Annotated in this window: 19 protein-coding genes; 3 read left to right on the forward strand and 16 right to left on the reverse strand. The window is 69.9% G+C overall.

Translation table 11 applies throughout. From position 1 onward, the window contains the following. Positions 1–597: 597 nt before the first annotated feature. The 7 genes from E1291_RS20630 to E1291_RS20660 form a co-directional block, all read right to left on the reverse strand. Positions 598–801, reverse strand: a complete 204-nt coding sequence (locus E1291_RS20630) for a hypothetical protein (protein WP_131739476.1) — start codon at positions 799–801, stop codon at positions 598–600. A gap of 287 nt (positions 802–1,088) precedes the next feature. Then, positions 1,089–1,406 (reverse strand): hypothetical protein, encoded by a 318-nt coding sequence (locus tag E1291_RS20635; RefSeq protein WP_131739477.1) that lies wholly within the window; start codon positions 1,404–1,406, stop codon positions 1,089–1,091. 122 nt (positions 1,407–1,528) lie between these two features. Further along, positions 1,529–2,089 (reverse strand): DUF6879 family protein, encoded by a 561-nt coding sequence (locus E1291_RS20640; RefSeq protein ID WP_242614268.1) that lies wholly within the window; start codon positions 2,087–2,089, stop codon positions 1,529–1,531. A gap of 104 nt (positions 2,090–2,193) precedes the next feature. Further along, on the reverse strand, positions 2,194–2,943 hold the full coding sequence (locus E1291_RS44055) for a DUF6879 family protein (protein WP_242614269.1): 750 nt from the start codon (positions 2,941–2,943) through the stop codon (positions 2,194–2,196). 62 nt (positions 2,944–3,005) lie between these two features. Beyond that, on the reverse strand, positions 3,006–3,887 hold the full coding sequence (locus E1291_RS20650) for a helix-turn-helix domain-containing protein (RefSeq protein ID WP_131739478.1): 882 nt from the start codon (positions 3,885–3,887) through the stop codon (positions 3,006–3,008). A 259-nt stretch (positions 3,888–4,146) separates the two neighbouring features. After that, positions 4,147–4,590, reverse strand: a complete 444-nt coding sequence (locus E1291_RS20655; RefSeq protein ID WP_131739479.1) for a hypothetical protein — start codon at positions 4,588–4,590, stop codon at positions 4,147–4,149. Positions 4,591–4,864: 274 nt separating this feature from the next. After that, complete coding sequence (locus tag E1291_RS20660) at positions 4,865–6,058, reverse strand: alpha/beta hydrolase family protein (protein ID WP_131739480.1); 1,194 nt, start codon at positions 6,056–6,058, stop codon at positions 4,865–4,867. A gap of 327 nt (positions 6,059–6,385) precedes the next feature. Between E1291_RS20660 and E1291_RS20665 the strand changes: the two genes are divergently transcribed. Next, complete coding sequence (locus E1291_RS20665) at positions 6,386–6,748, forward strand: SH3 domain-containing protein (RefSeq protein ID WP_131739481.1); 363 nt, start codon at positions 6,386–6,388, stop codon at positions 6,746–6,748. A 404-nt stretch (positions 6,749–7,152) separates the two neighbouring features. Here the strand turns inward: E1291_RS20665 and E1291_RS20670 are convergent, their stop codons facing one another. Beyond that, complete coding sequence (locus tag E1291_RS20670; protein ID WP_207400841.1) at positions 7,153–8,958, reverse strand: exonuclease/endonuclease/phosphatase family protein; 1,806 nt, start codon at positions 8,956–8,958, stop codon at positions 7,153–7,155. 309 nt (positions 8,959–9,267) lie between these two features. Next, entirely contained in the window at positions 9,268–9,837 is a 570-nt protein-coding gene (locus tag E1291_RS20675) for a TetR/AcrR family transcriptional regulator (RefSeq protein ID WP_165495216.1), read from the reverse strand. Positions 9,838–9,906: 69 nt separating this feature from the next. On the opposite strand from E1291_RS20675, the gene E1291_RS20680 reads away from it, so the two are divergent. Together E1291_RS20680 and E1291_RS20685 are read left to right on the forward strand one after the other, a co-directional pair. Further along, entirely contained in the window at positions 9,907–11,070 is a 1,164-nt protein-coding gene (locus E1291_RS20680) for an FAD-dependent monooxygenase (RefSeq protein ID WP_165495217.1), read from the forward strand. A 108-nt stretch (positions 11,071–11,178) separates the two neighbouring features. Further along, entirely contained in the window at positions 11,179–12,024 is an 846-nt protein-coding gene (locus E1291_RS20685; RefSeq protein WP_131739484.1) for a hypothetical protein, read from the forward strand. A 13-nt stretch (positions 12,025–12,037) separates the two neighbouring features. Here E1291_RS20685 and mycP read toward each other — a convergent pair whose 3' ends face one another. The 7 genes from mycP to eccD all read right to left on the reverse strand — a co-directional run bounded on the left by mycP (position 12,038) and on the right by eccD (position 19,122). Continuing rightward, the gene (mycP, locus tag E1291_RS20690; RefSeq protein ID WP_131739485.1) at positions 12,038–13,306 is read right to left on the reverse strand and encodes a type VII secretion-associated serine protease mycosin; all 1,269 of its coding nucleotides are present in this window, start codon (positions 13,304–13,306) and stop codon (positions 12,038–12,040) included. Positions 13,307–13,364: 58 nt separating this feature from the next. Continuing rightward, positions 13,365–14,705 (reverse strand): WXG100 family type VII secretion target, encoded by a 1,341-nt coding sequence (locus tag E1291_RS44680; RefSeq protein WP_131739486.1) that lies wholly within the window; start codon positions 14,703–14,705, stop codon positions 13,365–13,367. Between the two features lie 27 nt (positions 14,706–14,732). Continuing rightward, a complete protein-coding gene (locus E1291_RS20700; protein ID WP_131739487.1) occupies positions 14,733–15,311 on the reverse strand; it encodes a hypothetical protein in 579 nt (192 codons plus the stop codon). 100 nt (positions 15,312–15,411) lie between these two features. Further along, a complete protein-coding gene (locus E1291_RS20705) occupies positions 15,412–15,705 on the reverse strand; it encodes a WXG100 family type VII secretion target (RefSeq protein WP_131739488.1) in 294 nt (97 codons plus the stop codon). Between the two features lie 45 nt (positions 15,706–15,750). Then, entirely contained in the window at positions 15,751–16,071 is a 321-nt protein-coding gene (locus E1291_RS20710) for a WXG100 family type VII secretion target (protein ID WP_278045276.1), read from the reverse strand. A gap of 200 nt (positions 16,072–16,271) precedes the next feature. Next, positions 16,272–17,714 carry a type VII secretion protein EccB gene (gene eccB, locus E1291_RS20715; RefSeq protein ID WP_131739490.1) on the reverse strand — a complete coding sequence of 481 codons (1,443 nt, stop codon included), beginning with the start codon at positions 17,712–17,714 and terminating at the stop codon, positions 16,272–16,274. A 7-nt stretch (positions 17,715–17,721) separates the two neighbouring features. Beyond that, positions 17,722–19,122, reverse strand: a complete 1,401-nt coding sequence (eccD, locus tag E1291_RS20720) for a type VII secretion integral membrane protein EccD (RefSeq protein WP_131739491.1) — start codon at positions 19,120–19,122, stop codon at positions 17,722–17,724. Between the last annotated feature and the right edge of the window lie 59 nt (positions 19,123–19,181).

The following is a 19,181-nucleotide window of genomic DNA, read 5'->3' on the forward strand; positions in this document are numbered from 1 at the left end:
TACCAGACTCCCCAGGAAGTCGAGGACCAGTACCTGACCCGCAAGGCCACAGCGTAACTCAGACGACCAGACGCTGTCCGGAGTCTCTGGGGCCCCTCACAGGCGGCGCCATCCGTCCAGCCAACAGGGGACGAGGACGCTCGTAGGTCGCCCTGTTCCCCCAGCCGATCCAGTCGCGAACCCTCGCAGCGCCGATGCGGACGCAAGCCCGTAGCCCCGCACCCCGAATTCCGGAGCGTGTTGCGAACCCTCGTAGGGATGATGCGGCAGTCCATGAGGCCGCACGACGCCTCGCGTGCTTCGGGTTGCGAACCCTTGTAGGGATGATGTGGACCCAGAGTAAAGCCGCAGAGGAATCACGGCTCGGGGCGGGTGCTGCGGGTCGGGTCAGTGACCCGCCGGTTGCGCAGCATACCCTGGGGCCTCGCCGAAACGGAGAACGGTAGAGCGGATTCGTGGAGATCCTCCGGCTCTGCGTCCCCGCCGGTCATGGCTCCCGTGCGAGGGACGTGCGGGATCTCCGTTCGGCGGCAGCCTCTCCGTGAGGGGAGGAACCGTCCGTTCACGAGCGAGGCCAGTTCCTCGGCGTGTCGACGCTTACGAGCCGCCCACCCGCTCGGCCGCGTTCTTCCAGGGCTCGGTGACGTTGGACGGGACGAATACTTCGCGGGTGTCGCCGCGGGGTGTCCGGCAGCGCCACCAGCCGTCGCCGAGGTCGACGAGGGTGCCGCGGATGTCGCGGGTCCGGGGGTCGACGAGGAAGTAGAAGCCGGCGCCGCCCTCGACGTCGTAGGTGGGCACGGAGGGACCTGCCGCGCCGCCTGTCCCTCCGTGCCCACGCTCTGCGGTGCCGCCCATCGGGTCCTCCGTTCGAGGTGCAGGGTGGTGCCGCCCGGCCGGTCGGGGGCGGTGTGACCTATGACCGGCCGGGCGGCGGGCACGAGACCGGCGCTACTCCGGCGCTCGTGCGGGCCGCGCGCTTCGCTCAACGCCGGCAGGGACGGAGCGGCAGCCGCGCGACGCCTGGGCGCACCGGCCGCGAGACGTGGCGTGTCCGGGGACGGCGCCTTCTCACGGTCGGCACGCGTCTACGACACGCGCAGCTTCCCGGTCAGCGCGACCGCCGCGCCGACGATGTCGTCGGCCTCGGCGATCGGGTTGCCCCACGCGCTGAAGAACCACAGGCGCCCGGCGTCGTCCCCGCGGGGACCGCAGGTCAGGGTGTCGGACGGCTGCGCCGGGTCGCCCTCACCGTCCCCCTTGCCGTTGATCACGATGAGGCTGCGCCGCTGAAGCACGGTCGTCATCCCGTGCACATGCAGCCGGGTCATCAGCGCACCGAGCCGCGAATAGGCGTCCGGATGCTCGGTGCCGTCCGGGCGTCCACCGATGACCGTCTCGCTCATTTCGTCGCTCTTTCCCACAGCCGGACCTCCGGGTCGCTCTGTGTCGATGACACAGAGCATCCAACCCACCGAATCCACGGAGCCAGCGGATTGCCGCTGTTTGCCGCAACACAGCTCGGACGCTAGTCCAGCTTGTACTCCTCGTGCGGAATTGCCCGCTCCCACACCATCTCGAACGCGGCCACCACCTGAGCGACCCGCCGTGGATCTGAGGTGTACTCGAACTCAGGCACGTGATCGCCATTACCGGCGTTGAAATTGAACGCGACCAGGCGTTGGTCGTACATCCAGAAGTCCGTGTGCGGCAGCATGATCCCGCCCGCCCGTTGCCTGGGCAGCCAACGCACCTCCTCCCCCGCCTCGATGTTCAAGTCCGTGACCATGTGCTCCCAGCGGATGTAGTCGCTGACCGGCTCGGACACGATTCGGGCTCGGCGCATCCTGACCCCACGGGACACCGCTTCCTCGACCAGGCCGAGGTAACGGGATCGGTCTGTGCGCCCTGATCCACCCGCCGCCCAGTCCTTGAAGCCCGGCGACGGCCCGTACTGGTCGCGCATCTCCAGGTGCACGGCCGAGCGGGTGGCGCGCCTGATGAGGTCCTGGAACGTAGGCTGCCCGTGCCCGTGCCGCTCCTCTTGGTCGCCAGTGATCGCCTCGTCTGTTTCGTCGCTCTTTCCCACAGCCGGACCTCCGGGTCGCTCTGTGTCGATGACACAGAGCATCCAACCCACCGAATCCACGGAGCCAGCCGATTGCCACTGTTTGCCGCAACGCAGCTCGGACGCTAGTCCAGCTTGTACTCCTCGTGCGGAATTGCCCGCTCCCACACCATCTCGAACGCGGCGACGATCGGAGCGACCCGCCGGGGGTCGGACACGAACTCGTACTCCTTCAAGCTCGTCCCGTCACCGGCGTTGTAGTGGAACCGGACGATGCGATGGTCGAACATCCAGAAGTCGGCGTGCGGGAGCATCAGGTCTGACGCCTGCCTGCGGGGCAGCCATCGCACGTCCTCGCCGGCCGCGATGTTGACGTCAGTGATCATGTGTTCCCAGCGGATGTAATCGGTCGGCGGCTCGGACACGATCCGTGCCCGCCGCATCTTCACACCCCGTGCCGTAGCGCCCTCCACCAGCGACGTCCACGGCGTACGGTCGACGCGCCCGGATCCGCCTTTGAGCCAGTCGATGAACCCAGGGTGTCCGGGCTCGTAGGTGTCGCGCATCTCCAGGTGCGCCGCGCCGCGTCGCGTGCGCGCGAGCAGCTCGGCGAACGTCGGCTCTCCCGGCCCCTGCCGGCCCTGCTCGTAGGTCCCGGCCGCGGCTTCGGCCAGCGCACCCGCCATGTCGGCGGGTTGCCAGATCACCGCCTCATCGGCGGCGACCGCCAGATGATCACGCAGGCCGTCGATGATCTCGGTGTCGGTCACGCGCCGGCCGACCAGATAGAAATCTCCGGTGAGCGGGTCACGGTGGACGGCCGGGCACTCCTCGTCACCGGAACCGCCACCGCCCACGAAATCGAGACTGCCCACCACGCACCCCTCACGCTTCGGAATCGGTCAATCACCGACCTTCGCCAGCCGGTGTCGCCCCGTCAAGAATCGCCAGGGAGGTATTCCAGTGCCCGGTCGACGAGCGTCCGCACCGCGTCGCCGTGGACCGCCAGGGACCACAGGCGGTCCCACGCTTCGGCGTACAGCCGTGTTTCGTAGGGCTGCGTGAGGGTGAGGTCGCCGGACACCAGCTCAACGGTGACAAGGACGCGGTCGGGAAGTTCCGACATCGTGAACGACTCGTCGGGGGACACTCCGCGCCGGTCGACGTCGCGGGGGATGACACCCAACGACACGTTCGGCTGACCCAGAATCGCGGTCAAGCGCCGCAACTGCTCACGGTGGACCGATGCGGGGGCGGGCCGGTACCAAAGGACGTCCTCCTCCAGCAGGAACAGCCACACCGCGTCCGGCCGGCCCAGGCAGCGCTGCCGCTGCATGCGGGCCTCGACGGCCTCGGCCACGTCGTCTACGGCAAGGCCCTGCTCTTGGCGCACCTGTGTCAGATAGGCGGTGGCAAGGGACCTGCTCTGGAGCAGGCCCGGAATGACCTTGGTCTGATAGACGCGGTGCCTCCGCACACGCCAGTACTTGTCACGCAACTGCTCCTGGCGGCCCTTGAGCCCACCCCGGTTGAGCTGGCGATGGGTCGCCCACACATTGGCGACCGCACGTAGTTCGGCGAGGAGTTCGGCCGTGCGGCCCTCGGGGACATCGCACACTCGACACCAGATGCGGAGGTCCTCGACCGAGATCGGCCGGTGCGCGTGCTCGATCCGGGAGACCTTCGCGACTCCGGCCGTCCAGCCCGCGCGGCGGGCGAGTTCGCGGCCGGTCAGGGCGGCGTCCTCGCGGATCTCGCGGAGCTGGTCGGCGAGACGTTGCCGGGCCGCCTGCGCCGAGGACGAGATGGGAGCGGGCATACCCCAGGTTGTATCCAGGCGGCTCGACCCGCGCCGGGGTTTGCCACAGATTGCCAGAGCCTCGCGCGCCGCGCCGGGCGGTGACCGGACGGGCCCGGACGCGGTCACCGGCGGCCGGCTCCAGCACGCCGTTCCGCCGCGCGGCCCGAAAGGTTCGACGCGGCCCCATCGGTCGCGTGGGTAGGGGTGTGCGTGGCGGGGAGGCGGGGCGGATGTGGCTTTCTCGCGCTGTCCGTCCCGCCTCCCCTCACGCCGGCGCTTAGAAGCCGGGGTCCACCCAGTGGAGCGCGATTCCGGTGCGGCCGTCGTCGTTGCTGGCGAGGGTGGCCTTGCCCCTCTGTTCCAGGCGGGCCGCGTGGAGCGTCAGGACGTCCCCGGCGGCGAATTTGTGCAGGATCGTCTGCCCGGCGGTGGCCTGGAAGACCTGGTTCGGGCCGGCGATGCCGGTCACCGCCTCGCTGCCGGCGATGCGCACGCCGTTCTTGTACAGCGCCGTGATGACGTACACCGGCGCGGCGGTCGAGGGTTCGATGATCGGGCGGGCGTTGTAGGCGACTTCCCACACGCCGGGGAACGGAATCGTGATGTCCGGGACGTCGGAGATCTTCTCGAAGACCCGGTCACCGCCGGCGAGGGCGTGGCCGAAGGTGAGCGGGTCGGTCTGGATCCAGGTCGAGCCTGCGGTCTGGGGCGACGCGGACACAGGCGGCTCCTTCTCGGGAGGAGGGGTGTCTGGCGGTCACCCAGAAGATAAGCCAGGCGTTTACTCGGCTACTCACTGTGACCTCATCCGGCAAGTCAGGTTTGCGGGTGACGCCCCTCCGAACGTCATGCCGGGAGACGGCGGCGGGGTATACGCCCTGGTCACCGTGCCTTCGCTGGGTCCAACCCTTGAGCCGTCGCCATCTCCGCGCGCCTGGCCCGCGCGCGCTTGGGACGTTCCCAAACCCGGCCGCAGGCCCGTCCGCCGGGACGGGTCAGAGGGTCTGGTCGAGCCAGTCGTACATGCACTGGTGAAGGGTGGAACGGCCGCCGTAACTGCAGTGCTCGCCGAGCCCCTCGGCCGAGGGGAGGGTGATGAGGGTGCTGGAGTCGCCGAGCGCCTGGTGCAGCCGGGCGGGCTCGCCCTTGAAGAAGAGGTCGTCGTCCGGGTCGAAGATCAGCGCTGGGGTGGTGATCCGCTGGACGACACCGTCGAGGGTGTAGGGCCGGGAACGGCGGACGTAGTCGGGGATCGAGTCGGCGCCGAACGTCCACACGCCGTTGCGCAGTGCCCAGCGCATGGCGGTGTTGACCGTCATCAGCATCGACAGGACGTGCTCGGCGTCGGTGTCCCGGCCGTCCAGGATCCACTGGAGCAACCACGGCGGGTACATCCGGGTGGAGGCGTCGAAGTAGCTGTAGAGGCCGTCGTCCAGGACGAGCGCGGCGGCGCGGTGCTCGAAGGCGGCGGCGCGGGGGACCAGGTGGCCTCCGAAGCTGTAGCCGTACAGGACGACGCGGTCGGGGTCGATCTCCGGACGGGCCAGGGCGTAGTCCAGGACGGGTGTGATGACCGCTTCCCAGTCGGGCCGGAAGAACAGGCGCTGCTCGCGGAGCGCGGCGCCCTGGCCTGGGCCGTCGTAGGCCAGGCAGTGGTAACCGCGGCGCAGCGCCGCCGCCGCGACGGCGAAGTACGCCTCCTGGAGGATCGAGTCGAATCCGCTGGTGAACACCACGGTCGGACGCGGCGTGCCCGAGTCGTCCACCAGGAACAGGTAGCCGGGCAGGGTGGTCTCCTCATAGGGGATCACGACGGGCTCGACGGGACTGTCCATGTGCTCGGCGGCGGCCGCGAACGTGCCGCGCGCGAGGCCCGACAGCTCTTTGACGCGGACGTCGTTGAACGGATCGTCGCGCAGGTAGAAGTCGGCAGTCCGGTAGTAGTTCGACGCCCGCAGCAGGGCCTCCCGCCCGCTGACGCGGTGCCCGGCGGCCAGTGCCCTGTCCCCCAGTTCGTGGACCCGGGCGGCGGTCGCCCGCCACTCCCGGTACCAGGCGTCCTCGTCCCCGTCGGGAATCGCTCCGGCGGTGACGATCACCTCGCCCAGGTCGGCTCCTCCGTAGGGGGCGAAGGACGCGGTACGCAAGGTTTCCAAGGAGAAGGACGCGTCCTCGAAGAGGAACTTCACAGCAGGGCTCCCACCGTTGTCTCGCGCTGCCACACCGCAAGGGGTGCTACCCGTGGGATTAGGTCAATAGACGTGACTTCCCTGGTCAGTGCCGGAGTCGGCGACCCGACGCCGGTACCGGCGTCCGCCGCGACCGGGCGGCATGGCGTCGTCCGGCCGACCGCTGGTGGAAAAACGGTGACTTTGGGCGACTTGGCCGCGTTCACGTGCGAAGAGAGCGCCAGATGAAAAAAATTCGGCTTCGGTCGAACTTCGCGGCCGTCCCGTTGATCTCACCATACAGAGAGCGGCCAGGGGGGCCGCTTCCAGAGGGCAAAGGTGATCACGATGAAGCGTTTCTTGACGGTGGCGGCCACTGTGGGCGCGATTCTCGCCGGTGGTGCCGCGATGTCGGCCGCGAATGCCGACACGGCCACGCCGGCGGGCGGTGCCGCCGCGTACGTGAAGGGCAAGGTCACCGCCCCGTCGCCGCTGGCGATCCGGGCCAAGCCCACCACCAAGTCGGCCAAGGAAGGCTCCTACAACAACGGGAACATCCTCGCGCTCAAGTGCTATGTCAAGGGTCAGGGCGTCTACGGGAACACCACCTGGTATCAGCTGGACCCGACCCACAACGACAACTGGAGCGGGGTCGGCTACGTTTCCGCCCACTACATCAAGCTCCTGGGCGCCAAGCCGAAGCACTGCTGACACCGAACCCGAAACAATGGCCCGGCATTACCGTCGAGCCAGCGATGATAGGGCATAATTCGGGGGCGGTTAACGGCATGTCATCAGCCACGAACAAGGGCGACGACAGAGCCGCTGAAGAGTAAGTATGACGGGGATTCTCGGCAAGCGGTCGGAGCGGTGAGCCGGTGCTCCCACAGGTGGTCGGCGTGTATTTCTCACCGCGTCTGATACTTCTGCAACGGCCCCAGCGCCTAACTGATGGACGCCCGGATGGCCACGGGCGGCACGCTCCCCCACGGTGACGTCCATTGACGGCTCCCGGTGTATCGCCCCTGCATCCTCGCGGTGTCGGCGGCGCGTGAAGACGGCCGCGGGAGAGGGCCCCTGACCTGGGACAGGTCAGGGGCCCTCAACGTTGCGGGTCAGGGAGTCACCACGCTCCAGCGTTCGGCTGGGATGTCCTGGCACTCGTAAAGGGTGACGTCGCCGGTGTCGCCGTCAGGAGCGAGCAGGCACAGGTGGTTCGCCTCGTTCCGGTACCGGATGGTCCCGTCGGCGTAGCTCTCGGCCAGCCAGCGCTGACCGGCTCCCTTGACACCGCGGGGGGCGTCGCACTCCTGGAGCATGGCGTCCGTCTTCTTGGTGGCGTGCTCGTCCCAGGTGCCCAGGCAATACTGGCCGTTCTCCAGGCTCTGGAGCCTGACCAGGTTGTCATCCCGGCTGAGCTTCTGGATATTCCAGCCGAAGTCCCGCCACTCGAACAGCCACCAGTAGATCCACCAGGACTTGGGCGGCGTGGGCTTGGTCCACACATGGGTGTTGGCGACTCCGCCCCGCCGCGCGATCCGGCCTCCGAGAAAAGCCGATTCGAGCCGCACGTTCGTGCTGGTCGTCTGCCAGTCCCGGGGTGGGAACGAAGGGCTGTCCCACCACCGCTGGCCGGCGTCCTCGGTGCACGGTCCCGCGCTCACCGACGTGTCGGACGGGGTCAGGCAGAGACCGGGGAAGGCCACGTTCTGCCAGCGCTGCGGCCCGCCGTTGTCGTCGTTGACTCCCGGATCGTCCTCAAGGTGACTGATCGTCCAGTGGGCTCGGGGGTCGTCGCAGGCGGCGGCGACGATCCGTGAGGACGCGTCCCGGCGGGCGTCCGGTTCGGCGGCGACGCAGTCTCCGGTACCCACGTTCTGGAGGTAATGGGTGAGCGCGTCGGTGGTGAACATCTGGAAGGTCTGGTTGTTGTCGTAACGGGCGTCCCCCACACCGATCGTGCGGTCCGCGTTCTCCTGGAGCAGGCGGCCGGACGGGGTGGCCAGCACGGTGCTGAAGACGTGGGACGGTGTCGGCGCATGGTTCACCGGTGGCGTCCGGGCGAAGCGCACGGGCACGTGGTCCGATCCGGCGCCGCCCGGACTCGTCGCGGTGAATCCCGTCAGGCCGTGCACGATCGCGTAGTCCAGCTCGCTCGGGTTGTTGCCGTTGATGAACGTCGGCTGTCCGGTGCGAACCAGTGTCTCGTCGTCGTTCAGGTGCAGCGACCCGCGGGCCTCGGTGTCGTCATTGCGGAGGATGTTCACGTTGTAGTCGCCGACCACGACCCAGTTCCGCCCGTCCGCGGCCGCGAACTGCCGAACCTGGTTGAGCAGTCCTTGCACGTCCCCGCCACGGGCGTGAATGTTCCAGTACCAGGTGTTCCCGAACCGCAGACCGAGCAGGGGGCGCGCTCGGTAACGGTTGCCCGGGGCGTCGGGGTCGGGGTCGTAGGCCGGGTTCTCCAGCACGCGGACCTCGTCGGCCTGCGAATCGGTGACCGTCGCCAAGTTGATCTGGCCGCCGTCCCAGGTGTCCAGGCCCGATTCGCCGACCCTGCGGGGGTCGGTTTGCAGGAAGTACACCCAGCGGTCGCTGCCGTTCGGGCCGGCCGGCCAGGTCACCCGCGTGACGGTACTGGGAAAGGGCGAGCGGTTCGGAGTGAGGCGGATCTGCCGGAAGTTGGCCCGGTTGTCCTCGCGGGGCAGGGGCGGCCCGCTACCGGCTTCCTGAATCGCCACCACCGCGTGGTCGGCGGCCAGCCGCTGGACCTCCGACCGCCAGGTCAAACCGTTGTCGGAACCGTGCATGTTGTACGAGGCGAAGGGCGACGTGCCGTCGCCGTTCACGGCCTGCGCCACCGTGGTGGGGAGCGTCACGCTCATGACCACTGCCGCCAGCCCGGTCAGGACGGCGACCACGGCGGCGATCCACCGCCGTCCACGGTCCCGTGTCGGGTGAACGTCTAATCTGACCTGCTCAAAGTCACCGGCAGTGTTCACATCCCGCTCCCAACTTCTCGTCAAGCGAAGAAATCTCAGTCACAGCAGGACACGAAACAACACAATCCAACATCAACACAATCAAATATGTGACCGGATGCGGACACAAACCACATTATCGGGCACACTCGGGTGATGGGCCACGGCTTTCCCTGCGCCTCGGGAGAAACACCCGCACTTTCGGCCAGTTAAGGACGACCCGAAAGGCCGACGCCGAGAGCGAGGCTGTCAGGAGGCGGGGCGGAGGCCGTCCAGCAGGACGGTGAGATAGGCGTCGGCGAGCTCTGGCGACGCGGGCCCGGCGCGAGCGACCGCCAAGGCCGTCTCGCCGATCAGAGTCGTGATGACGGCGGGGTCGATGTCGGTGCGCACGGTGCCGTCGCGGCGTGCCCCTTCGATCATCTCCTCGACGGCTCGGACGAGTCCGGCGCGCAGGGCCGTGGTGACGGGCAGGTCCAGGCCGCCCAGCTGATCGCCGATGGCGTGGTGCTCGACCTGGAAGGCGATCAGCTCGCGAAGGAAGACGCGCAGAGCCCGTGTCGGCGCGGTCTCGGCGAGCAGGTCGCGGGCGCGCTGCACCACCGGTTCGAGAAGGCGGGACACGGCCGCGTCCATGAGCGCGTCCTTGCCCCCGAAGGCGCGCACCACGGTCGCCGCCCCCAGGCCCGCCTTCTTGGCGATGGCCTCGACGGTGAGGGACGCGCCCGGCTCGGCCAGAAGCGCGGTGGCCGCGTCCAGGGCGAGCCTGCGGTTGCGGACGGCGTCGGCCCGGCGCCGGGACTCGGCGGGCGTTGACAACTGGAACGCTCCTTCCACATAATTAACTGGAACGTGTATTTCACTTATCCTAGCGCGAGGGAACCTCCCGTGAACGATCGGATCCTGATCTCCGGCGCGAGCATCGCCGGCTTGACCCTCGCCCACTGGCTGACCCGGTACGGCTTCAAGCCCACCGTGGTCGAGCGGGCCCCGGCGCCGCGCTCCGGCGGCAACGGCGTGGACGTGCGCGACAACGCCGCCGAGGTGCTCCGGCGGATGGGAATCATGGAACGGGTCAGCGCGCTGGCCACCGACGTCCACGGCATGAAGTTCGTCGACGCCGCCGACCGGGCCGTCGCCCGGATCGACATCCGCGACCCGTCCTCCGTCGAGATCATGCGCGGCGACCTGGTGGCCCTGCTGCGCGAGATGACCGACGTGGAGATCCTTCTCGGTGACTCCATCGATGCCCTGGAGCAGGACGACGACGGCGTGACGGTCGCCTTCGAGCACGCGCCCGCACGCCGCTTCGATCTGGTGGTCGGTGCCGACGGCCTGCACTCCAACGTCCGCCGGCTCGCCTTCGGCCCCGAGGAGCGGTTCGTCCGGTTCAAGGACCACTACTTCGCCTTCGCCGACGCCGACGCCTCGCTCGGCGAGGACCGCTGGGTGACGATGTTCAACACGCCGGGCAGGATGACCGGGATCTACCGCTCCGGCAACCACGCCCAGGCCAAGGCGTACTTCATCTTCCGCTCCGCGCCGCTGGAGTACGACCACCGGGACGTCGCCGAGCACAAGCGCCTGATCAGCGGGGTGTTCGGGGCGGACACGTCCTGGCGGACCCTGGAACTGCTCGGCACGGCCCTCGCCGACCCCGACTTCTACTTCGACGCCCTGGGCCAGGTGCGGATGGACTCCTGGTCCAATGGGCGCGTCGTGCTCGCGGGCGACGCCGCCTGGTGCGCGTCCCCGGCCTCGGGCGCGGGCGCGGAACTGGCCATCGTCGGGGCCTACCTCCTCGCCGGGGAACTCGCCGCCGCGAACGGCGACCACCGCGTCGCCTTCGCCCGCTATGACGCCGCCCACCGCCCGCTGGTCGGCAAGAAGCAGCAGATCGGCCCCAACGTTCGCCTCATGGTGCCCAGGACCGAAGGCGGCCGGCGCGTCCGTGACGTCGCCGCCCGCCTGCCGCTGGTGAAGGCGGCCGGCGCAGTGGAACGCCGGATGCGGGCCCGGAGCACCCGGCCACTGCCTGAGTACGCCCGCTAGGACGATCGGTTCTAAGATCATCCGTGAGTGCGGCTTTGGTGTTCTTCTCGCATCGTTCAGCGGGGTATTGGGGGCTCGGCCTTGTCCGATGGGTCACGTCCGGAGTTCGTGGCGCCCGACCAGCAGTTGGACGGGTCGGATAGACCGTCGGCGCCCGAAGTCGCTCACGACGAACCCGCCCAGCCCTCGGCACCATTCCTTCAGCCCGAGACACGTCAACGGACTTCGGAGTCCGGTGGGGTCTGGAAAAAGCCGCGTGTGGTGGTCGCGGCTGCTTTGGGGGCCGCGGTGCTCGTGGTGGGGGGAGGCGTCCTGGCCTTCGGCGGGTCGTCCCCGAAACCCGCCGCCGAACCGTTCTTCGCGACGCTTCCGGCGGCGTGTCCCGGCCCTGGTGAAGCGCTGATGAGCCGCTACCTGCCGCGCACTGAGAAGCCGACACAGGACGGTGGCTGGGTTCTCTCCGGGCCCGAGCAATACGTTTCGTGCACGTGGAGCGAACCCATGAGCGCGTCCGGGGCGAAGACGGTGGTGTCCCGGCAATTGCACATCGCCGTCCGGTTGTACCGGGACGCCTCGGCCCTCACCAAGGCCACGGACGAGTACGGCGCGGCTTGGCGCAGTTCCAGCGCGGGAACAATGACGGACTCGATCGGGTCGATGCACAACGAGGCCCCCGAACGGCTGTCCGGCATCGGCGACGAGGCGTTCGTCCATCACCGCACGGCCAAGACGGCTCTCCGGGAGAGTGGAACGGCGTCGATGTCGGTGCGGCTGCAGAACGCCGTCATTTCACTGGAGTTCCAGGGGGCCGAATACCCGCTCGACCGGGACGGGGTCACGGATCCGGGAAAGGCCCGTCCACTGGGTAAGGCTCAGGTCCGCGAGGCGGTCATCGCGTTCGGCCGGAATGTCGCCGCCTCGCTCGCGGCCTGCAAGAAATGCCGTACCCCGTGAACCGGCCGGAATGTCACTGCGGCGGAGGCATCCCGTCGCGGTTCGGCTGGAGCGGCGGGGCACCTTGGGGCGGCGCACCGTAGGGTGGTGCTCCTTGCGAGCCGCCGAAGTACGCAGGTCCCGGGACGGGCGGCGCCGGCCGGCGGCGGCGCCGGAGCAGGACGACACCGGCCACGGCGATGACGGCGACGACCACGATCCCGCCGATCACCAGTGGCAGGGCCGAGCCGGAGTCCTTCTCCTTCGCCTTCGGCGAGGACGCCCCGGACCCAGGGGCCGGCTTCACGGCCGCCTTGTCCAGCCGCTCGTAGACCGGGTTCGGCGCGTCCACCGGAACGCGCTGCTTGAGGGCCCGCGTAATGCTCACCACGCCGTAGCCGAGCTGGTCGTCCCGGCCCGGCTCCCCGAAGTCCTTGGCTGTGTTCGTGATGAGCTGGACGACCTGCCGCGCCGTCATCTCCGGGTTCTTGCCGCGCACCAGCGCGACGGCGCCCGCGGTCAGCGCGGACGCCTGGCTCGTGCCTTCGCCGGTGGTGTAGACGTGCCCGGACTTGCCGATTCCGCCGACGCCCGCGCCGGGTGCGGCGACGGTCACGTAGTCCTGGCGCTGGGTCTGTGCCCACGGCCTGCCCTGGTGGTCGACGGCGCCGACCGCGAGCACCCCGGGGCATGAGCCCGGATACGTCACCGCGTTGGCACCGCCGCCCTCGTTCCCGGCGGACGCGACGATCACCACGTCCTTGCTCTCGGCGTACTTGACCGCGTCGAGCAGCTTCGGCGGGCAGTGGTTCGGGAACATGCCGCCGGACGTGCTGCCCTGCGAGATGTTCACGACCTTGGCGCCGTGGTCCACGGCGAAGCGGATCGCCTTGGACGTCATGTCCGGCGTCACGCCCGGCGAGTAGATCGGCAGGATCTTCGCTTCCGGCGCTATCCCCATGAAGCCGGACTTGGTGCCGCGGGAGGCGATGAGGCTCGCCATCGCGGTCCCGTGGCCCTCCGCCCGGTCGTGGTCCTGCCGGCCGTCGTCACTCGACGTGGCGACGTCCGTGCCGGGGAGGACAGCGCCGCTCAGGTCGGGGAGGGACGCGTTCACCCCGGTGTCGATGACGGCGACCGTCACTCCGGCGCCCTTGGTGATGGGCCAGACGTCGGTCGTGATGCCCCAGGACTCGAACCACCACTCGTCCTTGGGGACGGCCGCCGCACGCGCCGCGGTCACCGGTGCCGCGGCCAGGCCGACCGCGAGGACCGCCGCCGCCACTCGCACTGACCGTCGCATCCGTCGTCATCCCCATCCCGGCCGGAAAGGCGGACGGGGCCACGCCCCGTCCGCCCTCTCACACGCTCCCGTTGTCCGGCATATGCCCGACCACCGGGGGAGCGTGTTCGTCGTCGGCTCCCCAGATGTTCTCCTCCTCGCTCAGCCAGGTCTCGCGGGTGCGAGGTTGCTTGTCCTGGCCGCCGTGGCCACCGGGCGCCATCGGCATGCCGCCCATGGGCATGCCGCCGGCTCCGGGCATGCTCGCGCGCGAGGCCATGCCGCCGGCGCCCGCGCCAGAGCCCGCGCCCATGCCGCCCGCGCTGCCGAGACCGCCCGGACCGGCACCGAGCCCACCGGAACCTCCGCCGAGGCCGCCGGGGTCGGCGCCGAAGCCACCGGCGCCGCCGCCGGGGCCGCCGCCGAGCCCGGCACCGCCGCCGCCGGGAAGGCCGGACAGCTCGGTCTTGCCGTTGCTCCCGTCGAACGGGCCGGGACCGCCGTGCGGGACCGAGCCGCCGTGCCCCGGAGCGCCATGCCCTGGAACACCGTGCCCCGGAACACCGCTCCCGGGAACGCCGTGCGAACCACCGGGGAACGAGCCGGGGCCGCCGCTACCGCTGCCGCCGCTGCCGGGGAACGAGCCGCTTCCAGGCTCGCCGGGGTTCAGGTGCGGGCCATCGTTCTTGTAGTTGCCGAACGGATCGGATGGAGAACCGGCTCCGCCGTGGGGCAGGCCGCCGCCATCGGCACCGAAACCGGCCCCCTTGACGCCGCCGAAGCCACCCGGACCGCCACCCGGGATTCCACCACCGCCGCCGGGGATGCCGCCGGGACCACCACCCGGGATTCCACCGCCCGGCGGGATGCCCCCGGTGCCGCCCGGCGGGGTGTCACCGAAACCGCCTCGGCTGGACGTCGGCAGATCCTTGTCGATCTGGGCCGGGTGCGCGTTGTACGCCTCGCCGGTGCGGTTGACGAACCGCTGCAACAGCTCGCGGGCCGCCTTGTCGTCGCTGCCGGTGTGGAACCAGCCGTCGTCGGCGTCCTTGCCGGCCTGCTTGTACCAGTCGAGGATCTTGGTCTTGTACCAGGTGTAGACCGTCGCGGTCTCGTGGCTCCTGTTGGAGAGTCCGACGGCGGTCGTCTGCACCTGTTCGAGCTGGTCGAGGGCCTTCTGCGCCTCGTCGCCCTTCCAGTGCTTGACCAGCGTCTGCGCGAACCCGCGCAGCTCGATGGTCATCTCCGCGAGAGCCTCCGCGGCGTCCTTGTACGTGGCCGCCGCGGTGCCCACCGGTTCGGAGTTGATGCTCGTCAGCTTCTTCTTGACGTCGTCGAAGCTGTTGCCCGAGATGTTCGGCGCCGCCCACTGGCTGCTGCCGCGGATGACGTAGTACTCGGGGTTCTTGGGCCCGCCCATCGGTCTTCCCCGTCCTCCCCTTGGCTCTTACGTGAAGTTGGCGTTGCCGCCGGGGTTGGCTTGGTTGACCGCCTGCACGGTCTTGCCGTGAGCGACGTCGTAGGCGTCCGCGGTGGCCGTCAGCTTCGCGATCACGCCCTTGTACGCGGCCGTGATGTCGTTGAGGTAGGTTCCAAAGCCGTCGCGAGTCTGGCCCGCGAGCTCCTCGAACTGTTCGCCGCCCTCGATGTTGCCGAGGCTCGCCTTGGTGATGTTGACCCTGGAGACCTTCTTGAGCTTCGCCTCCCAGGCCGTGAACTTGCTGTTCATCTGGCCGGCGAGCCTCCGCAGTTCCTCGGGGTCGACTTCGTACCCCTTCCCTGCTTCAAAGCCCCACTCGCCGTCGGGAGTGTTCGTACGAGGAAGCCGGTTGGCCGGGTCCGACGGCTTCCCGGCACCGACGCTGTACTCGTAGTAGTAGTTCCGCTGCGTCTGCTCGGGAAGTCTGTCCCACTCCGCCTGGGTGAACCCGTACTCCTTCGTGGTCACCGTGCCATCGGCGTTGGTGACGGTGCGGGGGTAGTAGATCTTCGCGAGTGTCTCAGGCGGCAGGTTGTACTGGCCCATTGCTCATCCTCCTGGCGAGTGGCCCCTCAACGCCGGACGCGCCCGCCGCGCGGATCTCCTAGGAGGCCCGCACAAGGTCGGCACGTGCGACGAGGTCGAGTCAGCCCCAGATGCCCTGGTTCTTGCGCTCGGCGTTGCTGTAGTTGCTGTGGGCCTCGCCGATGACGATGCCGAGCTGGGCGAGCACCTGGCCGATGTGCGCGGCGGACTTGTCCCACTCGGCCTTGAAGGTCCAGTAGGCGCCCTGGGCATCGCCTTCCCAGCGGCTGAGGTTCTTCTCCAGTTCCGACTCGAGGTCGTGCAGTTCGTCGAGGAGGGCGCGGTAGGCCAGGGAGAAGTCGGCCTCCGCCTGCTGCATTTTGGGGAAGTTCGCGAAAGTGTAGGAGTCGCTCACGTCATGAGTCCTTCGCAGTGGGAGGGGCGGCGGGTACGGCCACGATCAGGTGGTGCCGTTCAGGAGCGCGTTGATCTTGTTGACCGCGTCGTTCTGCTCCTGCTCCGTCGCCTCGTAGACGATCTTGGTGTGCGCGAGCTTCTCGTGCATGCCCTCGAGCGCGGCCCGGACGTTCGTCATGTCGGTCTGGAACTCATTGAAGATCTTGCTGAAGGACACCGCGGCCGTGCTTTCCCAGCCGGACATCAGTTCGGCCTTGTGGCCTTCGAGCCTGTCCTGCAAGCCCTTGACGACGCCCGCGGACTCCTCGATCCGGGTCGAGGCCTGCTGCATTGCGCTTCTGTCGACTGCGGACGTTCCACCCACAGTGTCACCTCCGTGTGCGAGTTCGGGTCAGGCCCCGCGAAAACGGCGGGAGCCTCCGCACAGGCAGCCGAGGGCCGGCCTGCGCCGCGAAATGTTAATGATCATAGGTCTCTGTCCCCTTTATGTCGACGCACTTGGGGATCTTGCGGTTCCGCCTGATATCGCCGCGCAGTGTGACCCGGGTCACCCTGAGGGGACGGTCAGCCCCGCGACGTGGGAAGGGGTTTTCGGGCCAGCGTCGGGTCGAGTGCCGGACCGGCCGGAATGAGATGGATCACACTGGACGGCACGGGCGCGGCCTTCTTCGCGTCGTAACCCAGTTTTTTCGCAACGTCCGCCGAAGGGAGCGCGAAGCGGACGCCCTGGTCGCTCACGAGGGACAGCGACCCGGAGCCCCCGCCCGCCGCGGGGGCGTCGCCGCCGGGGACGAGGCTCATCAGCGCGGCCCCGCCGGGCGGCAGCACCATCTGGTCGACCGTCCCGGACGACCCCGCCGACCCGGCGCCCAGGGAACCGGCCGTGGGCGGCGGCAGCGAGCCGCCGAGGGTCAGCCGCGCCGAGGCGGAGCCGACGGGGAACACCGAGCACAGCGGGGTGCTCCGGTCCCAGGCGGCGAACTTCGGCAGCGTCGGCGGCAGGTTGCCGTCCAGCAGCCGGGTCCGCGAGGTGATCTGCTGCGCGGACGGGACGTCGGTGGGCAGCGGCCGGGCCTGCCCGCCGGGGTAGGCGCGGACGGTGTCGCGGTCGCGCAGCAGCAGCTGCGCCTGGGTCTCGCTGATCTGGGAGAGCCCGTCGGCGAGCATGACGTACCAGAGGGCCTGGCCGCCCGCGCCGGTCTCGGCCTTGAACACCTGGCCGACCTTGGCGGGGCGGCGGGCCGGGCCGGAGACGTCGCGGCCGCGCTGCGGGACGGCCGGGGCACCGAAGCTCCCCGCGGACGGGATCGCGTTCAGCCAGGTGGAGGGGACCTCGGCGGCCTCGGGGCCGTTGGTGAGCACCGGCACCTGGTCGAGCGGGACGGTGAGCTGCATCCGGTGGTCCTTCCAGATGACCCAGGGAGTGCCCCCGTTCTGGACGACCAGCGCCTCGGTGTCGCCGAGCCCGCGGCCGCCGACCGACCGTCCGGCGGCCAGGGCGGTGAACGCGTTCTTGAGGCCGTTGCCGGCGGCGGCGTCGCGGACGCACACCGACCAGGGCCCGCGGACGAGCCGGCCGCGGTCGGGCAGGGAGTCGGGCGCGCCCGCGATGCCGATCATCGGGCCGCGCTCGAACCTGGCGAGGGACTTGCGCGAGACGGTGCGGCGCTCGGGGCCGTCGGACTCCAGCGCGAGCAGCGCCGAGGCGTAGTTGGCGACCGGGAACATCTTGCCGGTGCCGGCGTCGTAGATGTACTTGGTCCCGGTCTCCTTCTCGATGATGAGCTTGCCGGGCTCGTCCAGGCCCTTGGCGCCGCCGGGCGACAGCAGGCCCCAGATGCCGAAGATCGCGACGACCAGCAACGCGACCATGACGCCCGCGAACGCGCCGACCGCCAGGCGCCGCATCGGCGACTCGGCGGTGTCGGGCTCGCCCTGCAGCAGGGCCAGCCCGACCCGCTGCGTCATCAGGCGGTGCGCCTCGTAGAGATCCCGCCGGCTCTGCATCAGCGCCTCACCCGGCCAGCCCGCGGACGCGGGAGTAGACGTCCAGCACCGCGAGCGCCAGCGGGATCAGGCAGAGCATCACGATCACGTCGAGGATGTCGCCGGCCCGGCCCCAGAACGGGCTCGGCCGGTGGCCGGGCAGCCACAGCGTGACCGACAGGACGATCCCGGCGATGGCCAGCAGCGGTACCAGCGCCGCGGCGAGCGCCGTGGCCTGGCCGCCGTGCACGGCGAGGCCGACGCTGGTGAGGACCAGACCGAGGAAGCCGGAGCAGAGCATCCAGGCGCGCTGCGTCACGCCGCGGAACACGCGGGCGCGCAGCAGCAGCGAGGTGCCCATCACGCCGCTGGTCGTCGTGGCCGCCCAGCCGTCGTCGGCGAACATGAACAGCATCGCCCCGGCCGCGCAGAGCGCGATGGCGGCGATGAGACCGGTGGAGAAGCGGTCGGCGGCGGCGGTGCGGGCGAGCACCTGCCGGCCGTCCACGGTCTCGGTGTCGCTCCGCAGTTCCTCCGCGCTGGACGGGACGGGCGGCAGCGGCACCCGCGCCAGCTTGAACGACAGCGACGGCACCGCCGCGAGGAACATCATCACCACCACCGCGGCGACCGCGGCGATCCCGGCGGGCGGCAGGTCGCCGGCGGCGAGCCCGGCGCCGGACGCGGCCGTGCCGACGAACGCGGCGAACGCCACCCCGAGGAACACCGGCTTGGCGTCGGCGATGGCGAACGTGGCGATGACGGCGACGAGCGTCGTCACGCCGAACCCGGCGAGCAGGTGCGGGGCACCGAGCTCGGACAGTTCCAGGCCCTTGCGGGCGGGGGCGAGCAGCCCGGCGAGGAAGGCGTGCGGGAGCGCCGCGTAGCCGAGCACCACGCCCGCGCCGGAGTCGGCGAACGCCCTCGACAGCACCGTCGCGCCGACGACGGCGACCAGGGCGACGACCCCGGCGGCGGCGGCCGGAACGATCCACGGCGGTCCGGACAACGCGATCACGGCCGCCGCCGCGAGCAGCGCGACGGCGGCGGCGGCGAGGCCGAAGGAGCGGGTGGTGGCGGGCCGCCAGCGGTCCGAGCGCTCCCGGATGCCGGTGGCGATGACGTCGGCGACGTCGTCGAACGACATCTCCGGAAGCTGCGCCATCCGCGGCCGGAAGTAGAGGATGTCGCCGTCCCGGACGCCGAGCGCCGCCGTGGTCTGGGACGCGTCGAACGGGTTGCCGTCGAGCCGTTGCAGCGCCCAGCCCGAGTGCGCGAGGCCCGCGTCGGCGAGGTCCTCGCCCGCGGCGCGCAGCAGGGTCGGAAGCATGTGCGCGAGCGGCACGTCGGCGGGAAGGGAAACGTCGATGCGGCGCCGGGGGGCGACGATCGTGACTCTGCACAGTTCTGCCGTGCCGGGGGAATCCACCGGAACTCTCGTCCTCCAGGTCGGATCAGCGGACGGATCCGATCTTGGCGCAGCTTAGG

Source organism: Actinomadura roseirufa (assembly GCF_900659635.1).
GTDB classification, from domain to species: Bacteria; Actinomycetota; Actinomycetes; order Streptosporangiales; family Streptosporangiaceae; genus Spirillospora; species Spirillospora roseirufa.

Excerpts from the sequence above, each read along its gene's own strand:
- E1291_RS20635 (WP_131739477.1), bottom strand. The coding sequence starts at position 1,406 with ATGAGCGAGACGGTCATCGGTGGACGCCCGGACGGCACCGAGCATCCG.
- E1291_RS20650 (WP_131739478.1), bottom strand. The coding sequence starts at position 3,887 with ATGCCCGCTCCCATCTCGTCCTCGGCGCAGGCGGCCCGGCAACGTCTC.
- E1291_RS20665 (WP_131739481.1), top strand. The coding sequence starts at position 6,386 with ATGAAGCGTTTCTTGACGGTGGCGGCCACTGTGGGCGCGATTCTCGCC.
- mycP (WP_131739485.1), bottom strand. The coding sequence starts at position 13,306 with ATGCGACGGTCAGTGCGAGTGGCGGCGGCGGTCCTCGCGGTCGGCCTG.
- E1291_RS44680 (WP_131739486.1), bottom strand. The coding sequence starts at position 14,705 with ATGGGCGGGCCCAAGAACCCCGAGTACTACGTCATCCGCGGCAGCAGC.
- E1291_RS20700 (WP_131739487.1), bottom strand. The coding sequence starts at position 15,311 with ATGGGCCAGTACAACCTGCCGCCTGAGACACTCGCGAAGATCTACTAC.
- eccB (WP_131739490.1), bottom strand. The coding sequence starts at position 17,714 with ATGCAGAGCCGGCGGGATCTCTACGAGGCGCACCGCCTGATGACGCAG.